The sequence below is a fragment of the Prevotella sp. Rep29 genome, assembly GCF_019551475.1.
GTDB lineage: Bacteria > Bacteroidota > Bacteroidia > Bacteroidales > Bacteroidaceae > Prevotella.
Genome location: NZ_CP047159.1, coordinates 2,541,161 through 2,565,126, shown reverse-complemented (window position 1 = coordinate 2,565,126; position 23,966 = coordinate 2,541,161). Strand labels below are relative to the sequence as shown.

Genomic DNA, 23,966 nt, shown 5'->3' with positions numbered 1-23,966 from the left:
GGCTGGAGGCAGAGGTTTTTTCGTAGCAGGGGAATGAATTTTCTTGATGCAACAGGCTTGTAATTCCGGAAAATATATTTATATTTGTGGCAGTATTTGGCACACATTGTTGTGCTGAGTTGTTGAAACCAGAATTAAAAAAATGAAAGACATGAAAAAGTATGCCGTAATCGTCATTGACATGCTCAATGATTTTGTCACAGGACCCATCGCCTCACCGCGTGTCAACCACATCATCGAACCTATCAAGAAGCTTTGCGAAAAAGCCCGCGCCGAAGGTATTCCTGTCATCTACGCCAATGACTGTCACACACCCGACATCGACAAGGAGTTCAAGGTGTGGGGACCCCATGCTGTAGAGGGCACGAAGGGAGCGGAAATTATTGACGAGCTCAAACCTGCAAAGGGCGACTACATCATTCCCAAGAAGACTTACAGCGGCTTCTACGAGACAACTCTCGAGCTCGTTCTCAGGGAACTCGGAGTTGATACCGTGGTGATTACGGGATGGCAGGCTGACTGCTGCTGCCGTCACACCTCTGCCGACGCTTTCTTCAGGGGATTCAACATCATCGTCCCACGGGAAACTACCGACACCGACACTGAAGAAGGTTACACCGGAGGGCTCGCCTACATCGAGAAAATCTACGGGGCAACCATTTGCAGCGTAAATGATTTGTTCTGAGAATCTCCTCAGCGGGCGTTGACATTTATGCTTGGTCAAAGCCAAAGCGGTCTGTCATATTTGTCGTTTCTCATCTGTTGTTTGTCGTTTTGCGCAGCGTATAAACATACGGAAAAGGGCGTATAAATATGCGGTTGAACTTTCGTTTTCCAAAAGTTGAACTTTTGCGCTCTAAAAGTTCAACTTTCACCTCCTAAAAGTTCAACTTTTGCAAGCTAAAAGTTGAACTTTTGGAAACCACTTCTTAACGTCTTGAAATTCAACAGCTTACAAAATGGACATCAAAATTTCGCCTGTGCATAAATATGCAGCCTTCGTTTTTGAAGGAAACCATGCGATTTGGTCTGTCGTTTGTGCGTGAGAGAAGAACCGTCAAACAAAAAACCGCCGGCACACGTGCCGGCGGTTTGTTAATAATCAAATAAAAGTGGGTTATGAAAAGTAATCTTTAATACTTCAGAATCTGTCCTGGGCGTATGCGCATATTCTTGTTGATGTGGTTGATGCGGCAGAACTCCTCAACGGTGAGTCCGTGCTTGCGGGCTATAGAATAGACGGTTTCGCCGGCTTCAACCTTGTGATAGCGCGTGGCACCTGAGTAGGACGATGATGCGTTGCTGTTGTCCTCGGTGCGTCTGCTGGCTGATGCCTGTTCTTTTCCGACGACATCTTCGCGGCTATATCCGTTTTGGTCGTTTTTGCCACGCAGGCGTGTTGCCTGTGCCGATTCGCGGTTGATGGTGCTCTTGCGGAACACGTAGGTGTCGCAGGTGACATCTTGTGCGCGGAAGTCGAAGAAGAGTGCCGGGTTGAGTGCCACACCGCACAGACGAGTTTCGAAGTGGAGGTGCGAACCGGTGCTTCGTCCGGTGTTTCCACCCAGTCCGATGACATCGCCAGCCCTGACGTTCTGATTCTCTGCCACGAGTTGTTTCGACAGGTGTCCGTAGATGGTTTCCAGTCCGTTGTCATGGCGGATGACGACATATTTTCCATATCCGTTGGCATCATATCTTACGATGCGCACTTTGCCTGTGAAGGCGGCGCGGATGGTGTCGCCCGTATATACTTTAATGTCGAGTCCCTTGTGCATTCTTCCCCAGCGTGCACCGAAGTTGGATGTGATGACGCGGCTGGGCGTAGGCATGCAGAATCCGCGCAGGTTGATGCGGAATTCATCGGGTAGTGGACTGACTTTATGGGTGTATTTGTTGCTCCATTCTTCGTATAAATCTGCTGCCGGTGACTCCCATTGTTCCTTTTCCAGGAGGGCGTTCAGGGCGAGTGTGTCGATTGCCTTCATCTTCTTGTCAATCGGTGCTTGACGTGCCAGCAGGTCTTGCGCTGCCGAAGGCAATGTGGTGAGACTCATGAATGAAAATACTACAAATGTCTTTATGGTTGCTTTTAAATGTATCATCAATTTTGGGTTTTGGTTTCACTTTGTTCGGAAGCGCCCATCTCACAATAATTATATGAAATAGTTTTTCCAAACGTATTGCAAAGATAACGTTTTTCTGCCAAGGTTGTTTTCCGATTAACAGTTTTTGTTCGAGTTTTAACATTTCAGCCATCCGTCGAATCCCTCTCAACAGCCCTCCTGTCGGTGGATAGATTGATAATTGCAAAAAACCAAAAAAAAGACCACTTTTTGTTAATTTATAAACATTTTTTAAGTTTATCCGCCGATTTTTGGGAACATTATGCCGCTGTTCAGGAGATGGCAGACCAGTTGACGTTGGTCTTTCTGAGCGCTTGGAGCCGGTTCCACAGCAGTGCATATTCGTTTTTTTCGCAGTTAGGGTCGTTGTCGATAATCTTTTGCGCTTCGTCGCGTGCCAGTTGCACGAGTTGTCCGTCGCGTGCGATGTCGGCAATTTTCAGGTCGAATGCCATGCCGCTCTGTGCTGTTCCTTCCAAATCGCCCGGTCCGCGCAGCTTCAGGTCGGCTTCAGCAATCTCAAATCCGTCGTTCGTCTCGCACATGATATCAATGCGTTTGCGTGTTTCCGCTGAAAGCTTATAGGGTGTGACGAGGATGCAATAGGACTGGTCGGCACCGCGTCCTACGCGTCCGCGCAGCTGATGCAGTTGTGAAAGTCCGAACCGTTGTGCCTCCATGATGACCATGACCGAAGCGTTGGGCACGTTCACGCCCACTTCGATGACGGTCGTTGCCACGAGAATCTGTGTCTCGCCGCTCACGAATTTAGCCATTTCCGCATCTTTTTCGGCAGGTTTCATCTTCCCGTGCACTTTGCTCATGCGCATTTCGGGAAGGGCTTCGCGCAGGGTTTCAAATCCTTCTTCCAGATTTTTCAAATCGATTTTTTCGCTCTCTTTGATAAGCGGGAATACGATATATGCCTGTCGTCCTTCCTGTATCTGCTTGCGGATGCCCGTGTAGAGGCTGTGCAACTGGTTGTCGAACTTGTGGATTGTCTGTATGGGTTTTCTGCCGGGTGGCAGTTCGTCGATGACGCTGACGTCCAGATCGCCGTAGAGCGTCATTGCCAATGTGCGCGGAATAGGCGTGGCGGTCATGACAAGAACGTGTGGCGGGTTGTTGCTTTTCGACCACAGTTTGGCGCGTTGCGCCACTCCGAAGCGGTGTTGCTCGTCGATGACAGCGAATCCGAGCCGTTTGAACTGCACGTTTTCTTCGATGACGGCATGTGTTCCCACCAGCAGATGGACGCTGCCATCTATGAGTCCTTGCATGACCGCCTCTCTCCTCTTCCCTTTCACGACACCGGTCAGCAGTTCCGTCCTCACAGGCATGTCGCCCAGCAGTTCGCGTATGGTCTGCAGGTGCTGTTCGGCAAGAATCTCTGTCGGCGCCATGATACACGCCTGATAGCCGTTGTCGAGTGCGATGAGCATGGACATGAGCGCCACGAGCGTCTTTCCCGACCCTACGTCGCCCTGTAGCAGGCGGTTCATCTGTTGTCCGCTTCCCATGTCCTTCCGTATTTCCCGAATCACACGCTTCTGTGCTCCGGTGAGCGGGAAGGGCAGGTGTTCATGGTAGAACGTGTTGAAGTGCTCACCGACGTGGCTGAACACATATCCGCGGTACTTCCTTCGGTGGTCGTTGGCGTATCTGAGAATGTTCAGCTGCACGTAAAACAGTTCTTCGAACTTCAGTCGCAGCCGCGCTTGCTGAGTGTCTTCGGCACATTTCGGGTAGTGAATTTTCCGAAAGGCATCATCTCTGGATATCAGGTGGAGCGGTCCTGTGATGAAAGGCGGGAGCGTCTCAGGCAGTGGCTGTGTGAGTTTTTCCAGCAGGTTTTTCATGATTTTCTCCATCGTCCGCGATGTGATACCCGCCTTTTTCATCGCTTCTGTCGTCACGTAATAAGGCTGCATGCCCATGGCAGACAGCTCCACGTCTTCCGCCTTTTCAATTTCCGGGTGCGCAAACTGGTAGCGCCCGCCATAGACGGTGGGTCGTCCGAAGACGATATAGTCTTTCTCAACCGAATAGTTTCTTGTGATATACTGCGCCCGCGAGAACCAAACCAAATCGACTACGCCTCTGCCGTCAGAAAAATAGGCAACCACCCGTTTCTTGCGAGTGCCGACCGAGAATTCCTCGAAGCTGAGAATCTTTCCGCGAATCTGCACGAACGGCATGTCGGGCGACAGCTCGTCGATGCGATAGATACGGCTCCGGTCAACATGTTTGTAGGGGAAATATTCCAGCAAATCGCCATAAGTGCTGATTTGGAGTTCTTTCTTCAGAATCTCCTTTCGCTTCGGACCGACCCCCGAGACATATTGCACATCTTGATTCAGTATATCAAACATAGGCTGTTTTTTATTTACCGATGAGTTGGAGATATTGCATTTTTCGTTGCATCTCGTGTATTTCTTCTTCGCTTCGGAAGAGTGCAAGCAACCGGTAGGCATAGGGGAGTGACGCTGCTGCCCCTTTTGCCGTGATGAACGGTCCGTCTTCCGTCACCAGTTCGGAGGTGTATTGCGCTCCCTTCAGGTGTTGTTCAAACCCCGGAGCACAGGTGGCACGCCGTCCCTGTAGCAGTCCGAGTGTGCCCAACACCATTGGCGCTGCACAAATAGCACCCACACGTTTGCCGCTTCCGACATGTTGCAGGAGCAGTTGGCGGAGTCCCTCATGGTCGTTCAGATGGCTTGCGCCAGGCATTCCGCCAGGCAAGAGCAACAGGTCGGCATCCTCGAACGAGTGGTCTTCAAACAGCAAGTCGGCAACAACCTGCACGCCATGCGATGAGCAGACTGTTTTTTCACCCGTCACACTGACAGTCTGCACCGGGACATCAGCCCGTCGGAGAACGTCCACAGGTGCCAGTGCTTCCAGTTCCTCGAAGCCTTCTGCAAGAAATTCATAGACTTTTGTCATATTATTTTTTGTTTGTTATGCCCGTTTTCGATGAAAAACATTATCTTTGCAGAAGATAAGCTGCATCTCAGCAATTCCAAGTGTGGCTTGATTGCGTTCGATTTGCATGAGCTTTGCAAAACATAAATGCACTTGCAAATATACAAAAAGTTTGCGGAATACAAAATGCAGTATGATGAATAATGAGCAGAAACGTTTTCGTTTTGCACTTTTTGGAAAGGAATTCCAAGAAGAACATGCCGCTTTGGTTCGGAAAATGTTCTCCTTTCTGGTTGCCTGCGACGCTGAAGTAGTCGTGGAAGCTGACTTTTTCCGCTTCCTGACGTCACAAGGGATTGAGGTAGGTCCCTGTAATTCGTTTGAAGGCGACAGTTTCGAAGCTGATTTCGTGGTGTCCTTAGGCGGTGACGGAACGTTCTTGAAAGCCGCCAGCAGGGTGGGGAGCAGGAATATTCCTATCATGGGAGTCAACATGGGACGGCTTGGATTCCTCACGGATGTGAGTTTGCAAGATGTTGAAGAGGCGCTGCGGATGCTTTATCATGGCGACTATGAGGTTGAGAGTCGTTCGTTGATTGCTGTCGAGAGCAACGGTGAACCGCTGACAACCTATCCCTATGCCCTCAACGATGTGGCTATTCTGAAATGTGCCGATGCGTCGATGATTTCAATCCGTACAGGAATCAACGGCGAGCACCTCATTACTTGTCAGGCAGACGGTATGGTGGTCAGCACTCCGACAGGCAGTACGGCATACGCATTGTCTAACGGAGGTCCGGTGGTCGTGCCGCAAACAGATGTCTTCTGTCTTACGTTCGTTGCCCCCCATTCGCTGACGGTGCGCCCGATGATAGTGCCCGACACGGCAGAGATATCGCTTCAGATTGATAGTCGCTCACACAACTATCTAGTGGCTGTGGACGGGCGTTCGGTAACGCTTCAGGAACAGACAGCGCTGACACTGCGAAAAGCGCCTTACAGCATTCAGATTGTCAAGCGAAAAGGTTATAGTTATTTTTCCATGCTGAAAGAAAAGATGATGTGGGGAAGAGATACACGTGAGAAAAGATGATGGGAAATTGGAAAAATATCATAAGGAGATATGACTCCAAGTACAGTTATAGGGTCATTATAAAATGGCTTTGGAAGGCTTGGAAGGGCAATCGGCTGCAGGCAAGCCTGAATGCCTTGATAGGCTTGCTCGGAGTGGCGCTTTCCCTCACTCAGGTGTGGGCTGTAAAACATGCCGTTGATGTGGCGTCAAGGACGATTGAAGGGTCCGTCTATTGGTCGGTCGCACTGATGGGCGTACTTGTGCTTTTCAACTTCGCGCTGGGCGTTGCCAGCGTCTGGGTGAAGAACATTCTCGGCATCAAAGCCCAAAACCGGATGCAGCAGCGAATGCTCGACCGTATCCTGCGTTCCGAATGGCACGGCAGGGAAACCCACCATAGCGGCGATGTCATCAACCGTCTGGAGGGTGATGTGTCGAGTATCGTCACTTTCCTCACCGAAACCATTCCGAACACGCTCGCTACGCTCGCTCTCTTCATAGGAGCATTCGTCTATCTTTTCTCGATGGACAAGATGTTGGCACTCGTCATCGTTGGGATGTTACCCGTTTTTGCCGTGTTCAGTAAAGTGTATATGCGCCAGATGCGGCGCCTGACACGTAAGGTGCGTGACAGCGGTTCTAAAGTGCAGAGCATTCTTCAGGAAACGGTGCAGAACCGCATGTTGATAAAAACATTGGAAAGCGATGACCTGATGATTGGACGACTGGAAGGCTCTCAAAGCGAATTGCGCCATAACGTAGTGCGCCGGACGTTCTTTTCCGTCTTTTCACATATCATGCTGAGCTTCGGTTTCGCTTTGGGCTATCTGATTGCATTCCTTTGGAGCGCACTCCGCATGTATGAAGGTACACTTTCCTTCGGTGGAATGACAGCGTTCCTGCAACTCGTCAACAAAATTCAGGGACCGGCACGCTCATTGACAAAGTTGGTGCCTTCGTTCGTCGCAGTGTGCACTGCCGCAGAGAGATTATTGGAATTGGAAGAAGAACCCGAGGAGGAACAGGGAGAGCCCGTTGAACTCACTGCTCCTTGTGGCGTTCGTTTCAATCACGTTTCGTATGCCTATACACCGGAAGACGGGGAAGTGATTTCCGACCTTTCGTTCGATTTCTATCCAGGTTCTTGCACCGCAGTAATAGGCGAAACTGGTGCTGGTAAAACAACCTTGGTGCGAATGGTGCTTGCCTTGCTTCATCCGCAGAAAGGCTCAATAGAAATGTACAACGACCAGGAAAGTCATGAGCTTTCGCCACGCATGCGCTGCAATTTGGTGTATGTGCCGCAGGGAAACACGTTGATGAGCGGTACTATCCGTGAAAACCTGTTGCTGGGAAAGCCGACCGCGACGGAAGAAGAGATTCATGATGCGCTGATGAAGAGTTGTGCTGACTTTGTGTTCGACCTTCCGGAGGGGATTGACACCGTTTGCGATGAGTCGGGAGGCGGACTGAGCGAAGGACAGGCACAGCGTATCAGTATTGCGCGTGCCCTGTTGCGCAACCGGAGCATTATGATTTTCGATGAGGCGACAAGTGCCCTTGACCCGGAAACGGAGCGGCAGTTGTTGAATAACATTCTTGCATCAAGCGATAAGACAATCATTTTCATCACACACCGTCCGGCGGTGATAGAATATTGTCACCAATCTCTGGAAATACACCGTTGACGGGAAAATAAAAAAAGAGCCTGTAAGCAATTGCCTACAGGCTCTTTTTTGTATTTGACAGATAAGTTTCTTATTTTGCAGCCGTCACTTTGTTCTTGCAGCAGTCTTTCTTCTCTGCGGCAGCAGTAGCTTTTTTGCAATCTTTCTTGCAGTCTTTCTTGCCGTCACATTTCTTCATTTCTGCGGTAGCAGCCTTTTCTTTGCAGCAATCCTTCTTCTCTGCAGTGGCAGCCTTTGCTTTGCAGCAGTCTTTCTTCTCTGCAGCAGCCTTCTTGCATCCGCCTTCTTTCTTACATCCGTCACATTTCTTAGCCTGAGCAGTAGCTTTTTCCTTATGACACTCTTTGGCTTCCGCTTTTGTTGCAGCTGTTGTCACATCTACCTGCTGAGCGGCAGCCTTTGCTTTGCAACATTCCTTCTTCTCGGTAGCAACCTGGCCTTTAGCCTTTACGGCTTGTGCATTGGCTGAAGTGGAAAAACACATGGCAGCAACTACAAGTGCTGCACTGAAAATCATCTTTTTCATATCGTTTCTTTTTTAATTAGTAATGACTTAAATTGTTTTTTTATGTTATGTGTTTGCAAAAATAATGGCTTTTGGCAGAACCGACAAACTTTTTTAGTTATTAAATATTAACGGTGTGTCAGTTGGCGGACTAAAAACCACAGGTGCATGGCAGTGGTCGTAACGATTCCGTAATGTCTGCGCATCACTTGAAAACGCTCACGGAGAGAGTCTTTGTGGTGTGTCATGCTGTCTCCTCCTTGAAGGAAATTGGCGACAACGACAGGCACTCTCACGAGTTTTTTTCGCTGTTTCTCAGCCTCTTTCATCACTCTGATGCACCAGTCCACATCGGCAGAATGGCGAAATCTCAAATCGTAGGGTAGTTGTTGGGCAATGTTGGTGGCGGCGTAGAATGCCTGATGACACACCAGCATCCCGTGGCGAAAAGAGCGCCATGTGAGTCGGTCGGGTGGAGAGAGGCGCCGGTGTCGCACAAAACGCCCGTTTTCATCGACAATATCCGTATCGCCATAGAGCACCGCGGGCATATCTCCATCGCCCGATTCTTCTGCTGTCCGTGCAATCACTTCAAGCGTCTCTTCGCTGGGCAGACTGTCACCGGCATTCAGGAAGCAGATGTAGTCGCCCGTTGCCCGTTGTAGTCCTTTGTTCATCGCATCGTACAAACCCTTGTCGGCTTCCGATATGATGATGATTTGATGTCCGTTATCTTCTTCATCCGACCGCTTTTTATACTCATTGGCGAGTTGTAGCGTGCTGTCAGTCGAGGCACCATCGACGATGATGTGCTCCACGTGCTCATAACGCTGCCCCATAACGCTGTCTGCCGTTGAAGGAAAAAACTTCGCAGCATTATAAGTGACCGTTATGATGGTAAACGTAATCATGTCAGGTTTATAATTGATAGTGTTTGAAGGTCATGGCTTGCTGATACACTTCGGTGTATTTTGCCGCCACGCTTTGTTGTGAATAGTCTTTTGTTACTTTCTTGACAGCATTGTCAGAGAGCATTTCACTATCGCTTTCATAGAGTGTCCAGAAAATGCCTTTTGCCAAATCTTCCGCATTTTTGTATGCCGCTACATATCCATTCTTTTTGTGTTCAATCATTTCGGGAATGCCTCCAACTTCAAAACCTACGCATGGCACTCCGCAAGCCATCGCTTCCATGATGGTGTTTGGCAGGTTGTCGGAAAGTGACGGAAGGATAAATAAGTCGGCAGCATTATAGGCATTGACGAGTGTTTTCACGTCGGTGGTGTATCCTAATGGGAAAACCGGTAATCCAATTTGTGCCTGAATCTCGTCAGACTGTCCTCCGAGCACTGCCAATGCAAGTTGTTCTCTCACTTCCGTGTGAGTTTTTTCCAGCTGCTGAATGGCGTTGATAAGATATCCCATACCTTTTCTTTCATCCGTCACTTTATGCGAAGCGAAGAGAATCAGTTTCTTATCCAGTGGCAGTTGCAATTCTTCGCGTGCTGAGTTTTTATCTCTTTTGCAGAAGATGTGCGTATCAATAGCGTTGGGTATGTTCGTGATTTTCTGCCCGGTCAGCAGCGCACTCTGTTTAGCTTCCTTTGCCAGCCATTGACTGCATGTCACGAAATACACATTATATCTATTATAAAGCAGTTTCTTCTGTTTCCATATTTGACTGGAGAGGTCGTTTTTCCCTCCTCTGTTCGGCAGATACGGACAATGATGGCAGGAGGTCTTGAAGTGTTGACACTCCATTGTGAGATGACAAATGCCAGTCGCTGCCCATGCGTCGTGCATGGTCCATATTACTGGTTTTCCGCTTTCGAGGATGCGTTGGATGCTTTTCAGCGATAAAAATCCTTGGTTGATCCAATGCAGGTGGATGATGTCTGCCTCGCGGAATTCGCGCAATCGGGTAATATCAGCACCCGCATTGGCAATGTCGATGTTGAATAGATTCTTGCGTGAGAACCACATGCGAACAAAGATGCACCACCGTTCCCAAAGGAAGCGCCATCGTTGCAGCCATGGCTTGTTCAGTCCGACGATGGAAATGTCTTCGGTCTCCTTTTTCTGAACCAGCATCTTTGCCTTGACGCCATTGTTGTTCAGTGCGTCCATCAGTCGATGAGCAGCAATGGCTGCGCCTCCCGTCCGCTCACTTGTGTTGACAATCAATACCCTCATCTTTTTGCAGTTATAGGTGCAAAAGTAAGCAAAATAATTGAGAATTGAAAATGGATGATGGATAAATGCGGTTTTAAGGGCTAAGGTCCTTAAGCTCTTTAAGCATTCTTCGTAATCAGCACTGTTGCATAGGCAGCGATACCTTCTTCTTTTCCAACGAAGCCGAGCCGTTCGGTTGTCGTCGCCTTAATGGAAATATTGTCAGGATCGGTTCCGATGACATCCGCCAGGCATTGTTGCATGGCTGGGATATGTGGGTTGAGTTTCGGACGCTCGGCGCAGACAGTGGCATCGATATTTCCTACGACATATCCCTTCGAGGCAATGAGCTCGATGGTCTTTCTCAGGATAATCTTACTGTCCATATCGAGCGTCTCGTCTGATGTGTCGGGGAAGTGGTAGCCGATGTCACGCATATTGGCAGCTCCGAGCAGTGCGTCGCAGATAGCATGAATCAGCACGTCGGCATCGCTGTGTCCCAGTAAGCCCATAGAGTGGTCAATACATATTCCGCCTAACCACAACTTACGGTTTTCCGCTAATCGGTGGACATCATAACCAAAACCTACGCGGATACCCACCCTATGTCCCTCCCGAGGGGAGGGATTCTTTTTAGTATTTATATCTTGAGAATCTGTCGGAAGCATGGGGCTGAATATTAGTATCTATCAATTCTTTATGATTCCCTCCCTTGGGGAGGGATAAAGGGTGGGTTTTGATTTACCTTCTCCTAAACAAATCTTTGATTCCGTCCATGTCGAACGACAGGGTGAATCGCAGTGTCTGGTCGAGTGGGTTGCTCTTTGCCGTGGCAATCACATATCCGGCATCGAGTGAGAACACACTCATGCGGAATCCTGCACCGACCGTGAAATACTTGCGGTTACCTTTGTTCTCGCTCTCGTGGTGATATCCGGCGCGGATAGAGAACTGGTCGTGGTACGTATATTCTGCACCGACACTCCATTGAATCTCCTCCAGCTCCTCCTTGAAACCGTTTGGTGCATCGCCGAAGCTCTTGAAAATACCGCTGATGCTCGACACGTCATAATAGTCTCTTTGTACTCGCTCCTGATAGTCTTCCGTCGTTTCTCCTTCCTCTTGTTTCGGGTAAGTGGGAACCAGCAGTTTGTTAGCATCTGCGGCAATCGTGATGCGGTTGTATTCGTCGATAGGCACCATGAGTGAAGCACCCAGTCGCAGGTTGGTCGGGATAAATTCGCTACGGTTGTCGCCTCCGAAAGTGATTTTCGAACCGATGTTCGAGATGTTCAGACCCAGTCCGAGCTGACATTCGCGCGAGCCGAGATTCAGATAGTTCTGATAGTAGCAGGCGATGTCGGCGGCAAAGGCTGAGCCGGGACTCGTGTCGTCGGTATAGTCGTAGGTGAGGTCAGAGTGAATCCAACGGACTGCAGCGCCGATTGAAAATTTCTCACTCAGCATCAGCGAGTAAGCCACGTCAAGCGACATCTCGTAGGGATTGATTGTCATGCTGTTGTCGTCGGTCTGTCCGGCGTTTGTATATACTTCACCGAGCGAGAAATAGCGCAGTGATGCTGATACGGCACTGTATTCACCAATGCGGTAATATCCCGACAGATATGCCAAATACATGTCGTTGACCAACTGGCGCAGCCACGGTGTGTAGTTCAGTGCCACACCGGCGCGGGAGATGCAGAACGGATATTTGGCGGGATTCCAGTATTGTGAAACCACATCGGGGTCAGTTGCCGCACCCACGTCACCCATACCGGCAGCCCGGGCATCGGGAGCGATACTTTGTGACGTTACGGAAGTGTTCACGGGATTGAACATATCCCTTTTTTCATTTTGGGCTTGCGTGGTTGCTGCGATGAGGAGCAGGCATGCGATAGCCGATATTCGGATTGTCTTGATCATCTTTCTCTGTTTTCGGTGAAACGTTATGCTAAACAATAACGCAGAAGATGTTTATTTATTGTCTAAGATAATCAGTTTCTTGGCTTTAGAGGCTTTCGGGCTGTTGTCACTGCTGATGCGGGCACGGTAAATATAGACACCGGTCTGCAGTCTTCTGCCGCCATCTACGGTGAGGTCCCAGTCCACGGTGTAGGCTGAACCGGTCGATACGCCGCTTTCGCTGTGCTTCCAAAGCAGCCGTCCGCTCATGTCGAACACCTCTATCTCTACATCCATATTGCTGCCCGTGCGGTCGTGGTTGATGATGAAGGTCGTGGTGGTTGAGGCTGGGTTGTTCGTGCAGCTGACACTGAAGAGGTTCGGCTCGAGTCCTTTCACCACCCGGAAGGTCAGTTCAGCTGTCGAAGAGTTGTTCAGGATGTCCCATGCGCGGAACTTCAGCCGGTGTTGTCCTTCGCTCAGTTCGGGGATGTTATACCAGGTTGAGCCGGTCGTATAGCTGCCGAAATCAAAGGTGAAGTTATTGTTCAGTATGTAGGTCTTCGTCATGTCACTGTCGATGATGAGTTCCATGTCGTGACCGATGCCGGCTCCCGAGGCGTTGATACCGTCTTTGTCGGATATCTGTGCCACGAAATAGGGCGTGCTGTTCACTTTGTCGCCGTTCGTGAACGACGGACTGTTCAGATAGCAATAGATGGACGGACCGATAGAGTCGTTGCCCAGCGTTTCTGAACCGCCGATGATGAAATTGCTGTTTGCTCCGTGTGCCTTCTGTTGTCGGTCGTTGCTGACGGCATACATGTTCATCATACCGGTCAGGTCAGCATAGTTGATGTCCATCGGCACGGCAAAGACGAACGAGAATTCTCCGTTGCGGATGCTGTCCGAACCGTTGAAAAGAATCTTTGTCCGGTCTTTATATACAAATGCGGGAGTCGGTGGTTCCGCCTTGTCCATTTCAGGGTCGTTGCGTTTGCACACCACCTCTTCTTCTGAGTCACGGACGGTGGTGTAGAGCGTGCCGTTGAAGTTGCTCACCTTTTCGCCGTCCTGCTCAATATGTCCGGTCACGCTCACCTTCGAACCGGCTTTTAGCAGTGGCTGATTGCCGGGCTGTGGGGTTTCTCCGTTGATAGCATCGACGACCACTTTCATGGTTGGCAGTTGCAGAGACAGTGCCGGGTCGCCCAACAGAGAGTATTGCAGTTTGTTGGTCGTGCGGTCCCTGCCGCTGGTAATCATCTCATTCTTTGCCCGTCGCTGCGCTTCGCCGAGTGTAATTGCCTTTCCGTTGTCGAGGCTGAGCACGTGTTTGAGGAATGCCATGTTGATGACCTTATTATAAGAGGCATACACCGTGCGGGTTGTTCCGAAGAAAGCGATGGCACCGCCTTTCTTGTTCAGCACGGCTTCTTCACCGATGCTCGTTGTGGCACCGTCAAACGGCATGATGTCACACGAGGCGGTAATCCACAGCGGCAGGTTAGTGTTCTGGAAATTCTGGAAATCGATGAGTTCCAACACCCGCTCATGGGAGATGCTGACGGCAGAACCATGTCCGGCATAGTCCATGATCAGTGCTCCGGCAGCTTGCTGCTGGCGGATGATTTTCGATGCTTCGGGATAGGTGTTGCCAGTGGAGTTGGTCTCTCGGGTATAAGCGTCCCACATCACTTTCTTCAGGTGGTAGCCGGGATATCTCGAAGCCACATCGTTGGCAGCGTCGTTCACATCGTTCATGTGTGTGTTGGCATTGCCGTCATCGCCCATGAACATGATGACGTTCTGCCAGTTGCCTGCCTGTTCGTTCTTGGCGTAATTGATGGTCTTGTCCACCATAATCTTTGCTTCTTCCTCGTTGCGCACCGGGAATCTGCCCACCGCCATGTCCAGTTTGTCGGAACTTTGTGGGTTGATGCCCTCGCCGTCGTCCAGCAGGCAGAACCAGCCGTCGTCCAAGTAGCAATACACCTCGTTGAATGAGTTCTCGCTTTCGAATGTCAGGAGGAAATCGTCGGGCGAGAATCCTCTCCACGACGCACTCTTCATTCGGTTGTCCCATGCACAGTCGCCGAAAAGCAGCAGGTGTTTGGGCAAGTCGTCGTCGTTCTCTGCGCGGTCATAGAGCATCTTCAGATAGCGGCGGTAGGCATTGCCGTCGGGTGTACCGCTTGAAAATTCGTTATATAACTCATCGGCTGGCACGATGCGTACGCGCAGCCCGTCCCACTCCTCGTGGAACGTTTTCAGACGTTCTGCCTGTGTGCGCAGTTTTTGTGAGGTGGGGATGATGATGACCATGTCTGCCGCACCGTCGCCATGCAAGTCTTGGTTGGTGATATTGTGCACGTATTCCGGCACGGGGAAGGTTCCTGTAGTCAGGCGCGGGGCAGCTGCTTTGTCGGTCGAGGTGATTTGGATGAAGTCCAGGCGAATTGCTGCAGCACCCGTGTTGGCTATTGTCACCGTGTTAGAGGATTGGAGGTTGTTCACCACCTCAAAATATTGACTCGACAGACAACCTTTATCATAGTCTTCAGGAGGGAGAATCGTCATGTCGCCTATTGCCGTTCCGTTCAGCGATATCTGTGCACTGCCGGCAGCATCGGATGAGAGCACCACGATAACCCTGCCCGTGCCGCTTCCTTTGGCTGCGACGCTGTACTGGCGGCTGCTGCCTGCGGCGATTGTTTCTGCGTCGAACAGTTTCCGTCCACCGTGATACCAGGCGAAGCTGTCGTTCTCGTAAAGCGTGTTATAGTCTTCGTCTGAGGGATAGAAACTGCCTACGAACGAGGCGCTGTCCACCGTCAGCGGTGTCCCTTCGTCCTGGGTAAGGAAATAGTATCCGTAGTCAGAGAAATAGTTTCTCACGCGTACATTCTTGATGTTCACCGTCGTCCTTCTGCCCGACTGGTTGGTCACGTCGGTCAGCTGGGTGCCGTTCCACGTCACAGGTCCCTGCGCATGGAACAGTCGTCGTCCGCCGACAGTGTAGGTAGCCACCTCTTTCAAGTCGTCGGTGGCAATCAGTTCTTCAGCCACCAGTTGTTCGTTCTGCAATGCGCCGCCGTAGCCATAGACCTTCACGCGGCTCAGGTCGGTGAAACCTGCCTGTTTGATGAGCGCGTCTGTCAGTTGATAGACACCCGTCGAAGGAACACGTATCTTTGCCCATTTGCCTGTGGCGAGCACCGAGTGTTCCGCATATCGGCTGCCCGTTTCCGGAGCCTTGCGCTGGTTGAGTTTCCGCATGGAGCGCTTGACGGGTGCCGATTGGAGTTCAAGCATGAAGCTGGCAAGAATCTGTGGCTTGCCATTGCGCATCGCCAAAGGTACAAACATCACCTCCAGCTTTCCTTTCTTCCGTTCGGTCACGATGCGCTGTTCCACGATGGGTAGTTGCGGCAATGAATCAGTAGTGATGGACTGGTATTTCCGCACATCCGAAGCCGTCATCGGAACAAATTCCGGATACACGATGCGCACCGTATAGACCGAGTCGGCATAGTCGCCGCTCAGCGGTATCGAGTAGGTGAACTGCGGCAGCACGGAGTCTATTCTCACCTCGTCAGCCGTCAGGTTGAAGAAGCGTTGTGCCGACAGTTTCTGTGGGAGCACGACAAAGAGGGCGAGCAGCAACACGCTCCTCACCACCTTTAATATATATGTGTGCTTCCTCATCTTCATTTCCTCATTTAAGTTTCACCCTAAAGACTCTAAGGACCTTAAAGACCCTAAAGTCCTAAAAATCCCTCCCCCATTTGGGGGGAGCCGGAGGGGGCTCCTACTTGCAGTCAAACTCCAGCACCTTCTTGTCGCCGAGATACCCTTCGAGATGGTCTTCGGGGTGTACCGGTCCCACGCCGGCAGGCGTTCCCGTGTAGAGCAGGTCGCCCGTCTTCAGCGTGAAGAAGCGGCTGATGTATGCAATGATTTCATCCACGCGGTAGAGCATGTCGCCCGTATATCCGCTTTGGACCGTCTTGCCGTTGATATCGAGGTGGAAGTGCAAGTCCTGTATGTCCTTGATTTCCTCGATGCTCGTCCATGTACCGATGACTGCCGAGCCGTCGAATCCCTTGGCAATCTCCCATGGTCGTCCCGCCTTTTTCAGTTTCGCCTGCACATCGCGTGCCGTGAAGTCGATGCCCACAGTCAGCGCATCATAGTAGCGGTGGGCGAACCGTTCGGGGATGCCCTTTCCCAGACGGGAGATGCGCACCACGATTTCCGTCTCGTGGTCGATGCGTCCCATCTCTTCGGGAACGAAAAACGGCTTGCCGTTGTTCAGCAACGCAGAGTCGGCTTTCGTGAAGATTACCGGTTCCTCCGTTTTTAATAACGTGCCATGCAGCTCTTTATTGTGCAGTGCATAGTTCATACCGATAGCAAAGATTTTCATATTGTGCGGTTTTAAACGATTATTTTGCGACAAAAATAAACAAAATAATTGAGAAAGACGAGTTTTTTGATAAAAAGAGAGGCAGACTGGTTCTATGTCTGCCTCTCTCATCAATAATATAGTTAGATAGTTAGAAATTACTTCACAATCTTCTTCTTTCCACCATTGATATAGACACCTGGCATGGTTGGTTGCCCGTCAAGACGAATTCCTTCCAGCGTGTACCACGCATCGTCATCGTTAGCTTTTTCATCTTCAATGGTCTTAATTCCAGTGGTTTCTGTGATTTCGATGAAAAAGTACTCTCCATTCAACCAAGAGTCAGAGAAAATAATCTCCTTTGCTCCTTGTTGCGGATCTCCGTCAGTGCCGTTGACTTGTTCGAGAAGTTGGAGATAGGCACCAAAACCTCTTTTAGCCGAAGCTGTTCTCTTACCTGTAAAATACATGTTACCATCTACAGCGTGGTAGTATGAGTAGTTCGGAATGATACCATTCAGCCATTGAATTTGTGCAATATTGGCATTACCATTTGTTGAATTATCTGGTCTATAATATGCCTTTGCTGTAAGCTTATAAGTTTTTCCAGAATTGTCTCCAACAACTTGGACGGGGTTTTGCGGTTGGAATTTATCAATCGTCTTATAGATATTATCAACATTAGCGCCATAATCGACTGCATATTTCCATGCGTTTTCATCACGCTTTTCAATATTAGGGAAGACTTCTGATTTTTTGATAAGAACGCTATCTATGATGTAAATGGGACCTCTGACTTTACCGTCTCGATGTTCATCTATCCATTTGTTTCGTGTCTCACCCCATACATATCTTCCTGCATAGGGAGATTTTCCTCCTCCTGCAGCCTCATAATTGTCTGGGAATTTCAGACGTTGATAGGTGGAATCCGCACTGATGATAGGGAATGCAGAGGGTTTGATGATGTATGGTTTTCCTGCTTCCATGGCGATGTCGGTCTGTGCGCCGCTGAGTGGAACTGCTTCGTAGAAGATGGTGGTTCCTGTCAGTCCTTTGAGTTTAGATACTTTCGTATCGTCTCCAAATCCTTCTTTCACTTGTTTCTTGGTGAGAGAAATCGGTAGGACGATGGGCATGAACTTGTCGCGGTAGAGTGTGCGGCGTATGACGAGTTTCTTATAAGCTCCGCCCTTGGCATCAGTTTCTTCGGCAATTGTCGGAGTTAGGAACTCCTCGTAGTCGGTGATGTAAGTGTTGTTGATACCGTCTGTCTCGTCGAGGACGAACTCGTTCGGCTTTCTTTGTCCGAGATAGATGAGTTCGAAATCGTCGAAGCATACCCATTCTCCGTGTTCGCTCTTGTCGGCTCCCTCCAGTGACGTGTCATAGGTGTGGTCCACTCCGATGGTCAATTCTCCATTGAGACCAACTACGACAGGAATACCAATTCGGTAGTTGTTGGCTTCGGGGTGTTTCTCGTGGTCGATGGCGTTGAAGAAGCGTCCGGCTCCAGAGACGGTTCTCGGCACAATATAGGAGTCTGCTGTTCCGCCTGTAACCCAGCTTCCGGGAATCTTTGCAAAGACTGTGCTGTCTTTCAGTGCGTTGTAGCGTATGCGGTGTTCTACATTATACATCTTGCTGGTGGGATTTGTTTTATATTGGAATCCCAATTGGTTGTATTTGAATTCCTCGCTCGCCATGAACGTTTCTTTGCTGAGTGTTTTCTTCTTCTCGTCGGTGTAGGGCGTCAGTCCTTCATAGATGGAGGGCAACCGGCGCTTGTACTCCACGGTATCCGTTCCGTTAGGTATCGACCATGCGAAGAGATATGAGTCGTGGCTCATCTTTTTGGCGTTGATGGCAGCTTTTGCTTCTGCCTCATTGAATGCGTAAATATCGTCGCCTGTGCGAAGATAAGGTGTTCCTTCACTGTTGACGGAATAGTTCATCATGGAGTGGGGTGCGAAGAATGCGCGTGCATAGACGATATAGTTGCCCGGGCGCAGTCCTGTAATCTTTTGCTCCAGCACTGCTGAACCGTTGTAGATGGTACCGCAGAAATTTCCATCATGTCCTTCGGTCATCATTTGTTCATGCTGTCGGTTTCTGTCAAGATAGTCATGGGTTGCATCTCCATGTTCATCTGCGATGCCGTGTGAGAAGCAGTAATAATAGCCCGTTCCTACTTTGTGGAACTCATCTTTCTCATTATACTGTCCTGCTGCTGTGCCCACGTCTGTTTTGTAGGGGTGTGCGTGGTATCCTTTAGGATTGTTTTCGTCCTTGTCAAACCATTGCCAGTCGAAAGACGGGCGTGTGAATCCGCCTACGGTGTCTTCGACGGCATAGTCATATGACGTGAAGAACTTGTTGTTTGAAATGTTGAAAGTGACATCTACGGGATGTTCTTCCGACGCCGTGACGCGGTATGCTTTTCGCTCCTTGAAGGTGACAATTTTCCAAAGGTTCGCTTCGTCATTGGCAAGATCGACCAAGCCTGATTCAAGATCTACAAATTTGTTCTTGCCAACTTCGTCTTCCATAGGCTTCCAGTTGTCGGTTTTCTTTACAATGAAAACTTGGTCGGCAGCCCAGTCCGAAACTGCAGGATCAACATCTTGGTATTCTCCTCCATTTGGCATATTTGCATAGCGGATAGTATCACCTTCCTCATAAAACATTTGACCTGCAAATTTCTTAAAGCGTACATTGTTATAATCACGGGCTTGTCCGGGAACACTATTACCATCTACTGATGAGAGGCACAAATAAGACTCGCGGTTTGCATATTCCCGTATGCGGAGAACGTCGTTGTCATTATAATAATTGGGAATCTGTTCTGCTGCTGGGTAAATACGTGTTTGCCTATGTGTATAAATGATGTAGTGATAACCATCGTTTGGGTCTTCTTTCACAGGATGGAAATACCAGACAAAGCCACCAGGGTCTGTATGGGAATTGACATGGACCTGATATTCTTTCTTGTCTCTGAGACCTAAGTACCTGTTGTACTCGAAATTACCAATCTGACCGTCGGAAAAGTTCTGTCGTCCGAGGAAGCGAACATTGCGACCGGTGTTGTGTCCCGATTGTGTGACGATATGGAAAGGTGTCTGTGTGTCGTTGGGGAAGCGTGCGTTTTTCACGGCAGTCCCGTCGGTCACGCTTTCTATGCGCCAGAGCAGTCCCACGTGGTCAGTCATTCCTACCTGACCCTTATAGTCGCCAAGTGTGAAGTATTCACCGGTCTTGACATTTACAAGGTAGATGCTGTCCATGCCGGATGCCTTCAATTGCTCACCTTTCCAGTGGTGTCCTAACAGTTTCTCTACGTAGAGGTTGTCCACCTTCGGATACTTCTTGTTCGTATTTAATTTGAGGAATCCCTTGTCGTCGTATTCATCAAAATTTAAGATGTCGACTTGTGCCATTGCAGAATTGACAGCGACTTTTTTGTTTCTTTACTTGTTGTTATTATCAGATCTTGTTTATAATCGCTTCTTTGTCAGCACTATTGCGCTATGTGGCGGACGGTGGTCGCTTCTTTCCCTTTACACATTATTATATATATAAGGGACGCATCGCGCCGTTTTACCGTCTTGCTCGTCACCAAGCATGTATGCTTAATACGCAGATGGTCAGTAATGTTTTCTTTATGTCGCGGATGTTGGGATTATATAGACTTGTATGGGAGGTTTCGTGCTACTTACTTTATTTCTTCAGTTTTGCTTTCTTCTTTCATTTTTTTTGCGCATATCGCACCTTTTCCCATGTGTCATCCACCATACTAACTTTATCCACTATCCGAGGCTTACTTTCAGGCTTGCACTTGCCACTTAATTTGTAATAATTTGTTACTGTTTAAATCGTTTTATGTGCAATTTGTTACTTTTCCGCCGTTGTATCAACAAAAATCGGGTGCAAAAGTACGCATTTATTTTTATTTATCACTGCCTTTGTATGTTAAGAATCCTTAAATCTTTGTTTTTTCTTTCGGTGTGTATAAATATACAAAAAGGTATTGTATATTCATACGTCAACTTTCGTTTTCCAAAAGTGGCACTTTCAGGTTGCAAAAGTTCCCCTTTTAGCTTCTAAAAGTACCCCTTTTGGAGTGCGAAAGTGGCACTTTTGGGAAGCACTTCCTAACGTATTGAAGTACAAGAGTTTACAAATGTGCTTCCCAAACCGTCGCGGTGCATAAATATGCGAAACCCCTTCCTGCTGGATTGGTGGTCTGGCAGAAGGAGGGGCTTGAAGCTTTTAAGAGTCTTTAAGGACTTTAAGGTCATTAGGGTCTTTAAGGTCATTAGGGACTTTAGGGTCTTTAGGGTCGTTGAGGTCCTTGGGCTTTTCCTGCCGCCAGGCGTTCCCTCCCCGGTGGGGGAGGGTTAGGGTGGGGCTCATTCCTCCCCCATTTGGGGGGAGGTCAGGAGGGGGCTCCCTTACGCGTCGATGTTTGCGTAGGTAGCGTTTTTCTCGATGAATTCGCGCCGCGGCTCTACGTCGTCGCCCATGAGCATGGAGAATATCTCGTCTGCCTGGGCAGCGTTCTCGATGGTCACTTGCTTGAGCAGGCGGTTTTTCGGGTCCATCGTCGTCTCCCAGAGCTGGTCGGGGTTCATCTCGCCGAGACCTTTGTAGCGCTGGGTGTGCAGGGCGTTGCTGTTTTCGTCGCCTTCCACGTACTTGTCGATGAATGCCTGTCGCTGCTGTTCGGTGTAGCAGTATTCGCTCACTTTCTTGTAGGTGCACTTGTAGAGTGGCGGTGTGGCGATGTATAGGTGTCCGTCTTCGATGACTTTGGGCATGAAGCGGTAGAAGAGTGTCATGATGAGGGTGTCGATGTGCGAACCATCGACGTCAGCGTCGGTCATGATGATGATTTTGTCGTAGCGGAGTTTTTCGATGTTGGCTTCGCGGTCTGCCTCGCCTTCCACTCCGAAGCGCACGCCGATGGCTTGGATGATGTTCATGACTGATTCTGCCTCGAACACGCGGTGCCACTGCACTTTTTCGACGTTGAGAATTTTTCCGCGCAGGGGGAGGATGGCTTGGCGCTCACGGTCGCGTCCTTGCTTGGCTGAGCCGCCGGCTGAGTCTCCCTCGACGAGGAATATTTCGGTTTCTTTCGGGTCTTTGATGGAGCAGTCTGCCAGTTTGCCGGGCAGTCCGCCGCCGCTCATGACGCTCTTGCGCTGTACGCTCTCGCGTGCTTTTCGTGCGGCGATGCGTGCGGTGGCTGCGAGCACTACTTTCTCGCAGATTTGCTTGGCTTCCTTCGGGTGTTCCTCAAGGTAGTTGGAGAGGGCTTCGCCCACTGCCTGCTGCACGGCTCCCGACACCTCGCTGTTGCCGAGCTTGGTCTTGGTCTGTCCTTCGAACTGCGGCTCTGCCACCTTGATGGAGATGACGGCGGTGAGTCCTTCACGGAAGTCTTCGGGCGCTATCTCGATTTTCGCCTTTTCTATCTGCTTGGCGATGGCTGGGTCGTTGTCGGCATATTTCTTGAGTGTTCGCGTGAGTGCGATGCGGAAGCCGGTGAGGTGGGTTCCTCCTTCGATGGTGTTGATATTGTTCACGTAGGAGTGGATGTTCTCCGAATAGTCGGTGTTGTACATCACGGCTACCTCGATGGGGATATTCTGCTTTTCGGTCTTCAGGTAGATGACGTCGTCGAAGAGGTGTGTGCGGTGACGATCGACGTAGCGCACAAACTCTTTCAGTCCGTCCTTGGCGTGGAACACTTCTTCCTTCGTCTTTCCTTCTTCATCGGGGCGCAGGTCCTTCAGGGTGATGGTGATGCCGGCATTGAGGAATGCCAACTCGCGCATGCGCCGTGCGATGATGTCCCACTGGTAGGTGGTGGTGGTGAAGACGGTGGCGTCGGGCCAGAACTGCTGGCGTGTACCGCGCAGTTCGGTGTCGCCGACAATCTTGACGGGATAGAGTGGCACGCCGCGCTCGTATTCCTGCTGATAGATTTTTCCGTCGCGGAATACTTGTGAGAGCATGCGTGAGGAGAGTGCGTTCACACAGCTCACGCCCACACCGTGCAGACCGCCGCTGACTTTGTAGGAGCCTTTGTCGAATTTTCCGCCGGCATGGAGCACGGTCATGACGACTTCGAGTGCCGACTTGTGCAGTTTCTTGTGCTCATCGACGGGGATTCCGCGTCCGTTGTCCTGAACGGTGATGGAGTTATCTTCGTTGATGACGACTTCGATGTGCGTACAGTAGCCTGCCATCGCTTCGTCAATAGAGTTGTCAACGGTTTCGTTTACGAGGTGGTGCAATCCTTTTTCGCTAATGTCGCCGATATACATGGCGGGACGTTTGCGCACAGCCTCCAGTCCTTCGAGGACCTGAATGTTACTGGCTGAGTAATTGCTTTGATTGTTCTTGTTTTCTGCCATATTTCTATGTGTACGTTATTAGTGTGCAAATTTACGAAAAATCTCGCAAACAGCGAAAAAATAAATGAAAAAATCTGGGGAAAATTGGGAAAATTGGGAGGGCTGAGAACACTGGGAGGACTGGGAGTTCTGGGAACACTGGGAACTTTTGGGGAGAACTGGGAAGGCTGGGAGAGCTGGGAACTCTGGGAGAATTGAGAAAGCAGGGAATACCCCTAACCATATTTATCAATTTTCAATTATCAATTCTCAATTAAAAAAAAGGTTCCGTCCTTTTACGGACAGAACCTTTTGTTATCTTTGTGGCGTTATGCTTAGCCGAGGCTTGCAATATGCTTGCAGAGGCTCGACTTGAGGTTAGCCGCCTTGTTCTTATGGATGATGTTGGTCTTTGCCAACTTGTCAAGCATTTTCTGGATGCTCGGATAAAGCTTAACTGCTTCGTCCTTGTCTGTCATAGCGCGCAGTTTGCGAACAGCATTGCGCATGGTCTTTGCATAATATCTGTTGTGCAAAGTTCTCGTCTTTGTCTGACGGATTCTTTTCAGAGCTGATTTATGATTTGCCATCTTAATCTCTAATCTTTTTAATGTTTACTTTTATCTTGTTTTTAGTAGTCCCTAGGAGAGTCGAACTCCTCTTTAGAGAATGAAAATCTCTCGTCCTAGCCGATAGACGAAGGGACCATGCAACTTTTATTGCGGGTGCAAAGGTAAGTGTTTTTCTTGACCCCACCAAATTTTTCT

At 49.6% G+C, this 23,966-nt stretch carries 16 protein-coding genes; 3 read left to right on the top strand and 13 right to left on the bottom strand.

Annotated features, from left to right (window positions below):
- Positions 1-142: 142 nt before the first annotated feature.
- On the top strand, positions 143-685 hold the full coding sequence (locus tag GRF55_RS10960; protein WP_220368437.1) for a cysteine hydrolase family protein: 543 nt from the start codon (positions 143-145) through the stop codon (positions 683-685).
- Between the two features lie 448 nt (positions 686-1,133).
- Here GRF55_RS10960 and GRF55_RS10955 read toward each other — a convergent pair whose 3' ends face one another.
- From GRF55_RS10955 to GRF55_RS10945, 3 genes are all read right to left on the bottom strand, one after another.
- Positions 1,134-2,102 (bottom strand): M23 family metallopeptidase, encoded by a 969-nt coding sequence (locus tag GRF55_RS10955; protein ID WP_255563873.1) that lies wholly within the window; start codon positions 2,100-2,102, stop codon positions 1,134-1,136.
- A 296-nt stretch (positions 2,103-2,398) separates the two neighbouring features.
- The gene (gene recG / locus GRF55_RS10950; protein ID WP_255563794.1) at positions 2,399-4,498 is read right to left on the bottom strand and encodes an ATP-dependent DNA helicase RecG; all 2,100 of its coding nucleotides are present in this window, start codon (positions 4,496-4,498) and stop codon (positions 2,399-2,401) included.
- A gap of 10 nt (positions 4,499-4,508) precedes the next feature.
- Complete coding sequence (locus tag GRF55_RS10945) at positions 4,509-5,072, bottom strand: DJ-1 family glyoxalase III (protein WP_220368434.1); 564 nt, start codon at positions 5,070-5,072, stop codon at positions 4,509-4,511.
- Between the two features lie 172 nt (positions 5,073-5,244).
- Between GRF55_RS10945 and GRF55_RS10940 the strand changes: the two genes are divergently transcribed.
- On the top strand, positions 5,245-6,144 hold the full coding sequence (locus GRF55_RS10940) for an NAD kinase (protein ID WP_370626719.1): 900 nt from the start codon (positions 5,245-5,247) through the stop codon (positions 6,142-6,144).
- Positions 6,141-7,814 carry an ABC transporter ATP-binding protein gene (locus GRF55_RS10935; RefSeq protein WP_220368433.1) on the top strand — a complete coding sequence of 558 codons (1,674 nt, stop codon included), beginning with the start codon at positions 6,141-6,143 and terminating at the stop codon, positions 7,812-7,814. Before GRF55_RS10940 ends, GRF55_RS10935 begins: the two co-directional genes overlap by 4 nt.
- 70 nt (positions 7,815-7,884) lie before the next feature.
- Here GRF55_RS10935 and GRF55_RS10930 read toward each other — a convergent pair whose 3' ends face one another.
- From GRF55_RS10930 to rpsT, 10 genes are all read right to left on the bottom strand, one after another.
- A complete protein-coding gene (locus tag GRF55_RS10930; RefSeq protein WP_220368432.1) occupies positions 7,885-8,340 on the bottom strand; it encodes a hypothetical protein in 456 nt (151 codons plus the stop codon).
- Positions 8,341-8,447: 107 nt separating this feature from the next.
- Positions 8,448-9,230 carry a glycosyltransferase family 2 protein gene (locus GRF55_RS10925; protein WP_220368431.1) on the bottom strand — a complete coding sequence of 261 codons (783 nt, stop codon included), beginning with the start codon at positions 9,228-9,230 and terminating at the stop codon, positions 8,448-8,450.
- 7 nt (positions 9,231-9,237) lie between these two features.
- Positions 9,238-10,512: a glycosyltransferase family 4 protein gene (locus GRF55_RS10920; protein ID WP_220368430.1), complete on the bottom strand. Its 1,275-nt coding sequence runs from the start codon at positions 10,510-10,512 to the stop codon at positions 9,238-9,240.
- Positions 10,513-10,610: 98 nt separating this feature from the next.
- Positions 10,611-11,093, bottom strand: coding sequence for a 2-C-methyl-D-erythritol 2,4-cyclodiphosphate synthase (ispF, locus tag GRF55_RS10915; RefSeq protein WP_255563793.1), 483 nt, complete (start codon positions 11,091-11,093; stop codon positions 10,611-10,613).
- A gap of 139 nt (positions 11,094-11,232) precedes the next feature.
- Positions 11,233-12,414 (bottom strand): type IX secretion system outer membrane channel protein PorV, encoded by a 1,182-nt coding sequence (gene porV, locus GRF55_RS10910; RefSeq protein WP_220368428.1) that lies wholly within the window; start codon positions 12,412-12,414, stop codon positions 11,233-11,235.
- A gap of 51 nt (positions 12,415-12,465) precedes the next feature.
- Positions 12,466-16,101, bottom strand: a complete 3,636-nt coding sequence (porU, locus tag GRF55_RS10905; protein ID WP_220369702.1) for a type IX secretion system sortase PorU — start codon at positions 16,099-16,101, stop codon at positions 12,466-12,468.
- A gap of 103 nt (positions 16,102-16,204) precedes the next feature.
- Entirely contained in the window at positions 16,205-16,822 is a 618-nt protein-coding gene (locus GRF55_RS10900; RefSeq protein ID WP_220368427.1) for a fumarylacetoacetate hydrolase family protein, read from the bottom strand.
- Positions 16,823-16,959: 137 nt separating this feature from the next.
- Complete coding sequence (locus tag GRF55_RS10895) at positions 16,960-20,235, bottom strand: hypothetical protein (protein WP_220368426.1); 3,276 nt, start codon at positions 20,233-20,235, stop codon at positions 16,960-16,962.
- 1,014 nt (positions 20,236-21,249) lie between these two features.
- Positions 21,250-23,220, bottom strand: coding sequence for a DNA topoisomerase (ATP-hydrolyzing) subunit B (gyrB, locus tag GRF55_RS10890; RefSeq protein ID WP_220368425.1), 1,971 nt, complete (start codon positions 23,218-23,220; stop codon positions 21,250-21,252).
- A 314-nt stretch (positions 23,221-23,534) separates the two neighbouring features.
- Positions 23,535-23,789, bottom strand: coding sequence for a 30S ribosomal protein S20 (gene rpsT, locus GRF55_RS10885; protein WP_220368424.1), 255 nt, complete (start codon positions 23,787-23,789; stop codon positions 23,535-23,537).
- Positions 23,790-23,966 lie beyond the last annotated feature (177 nt).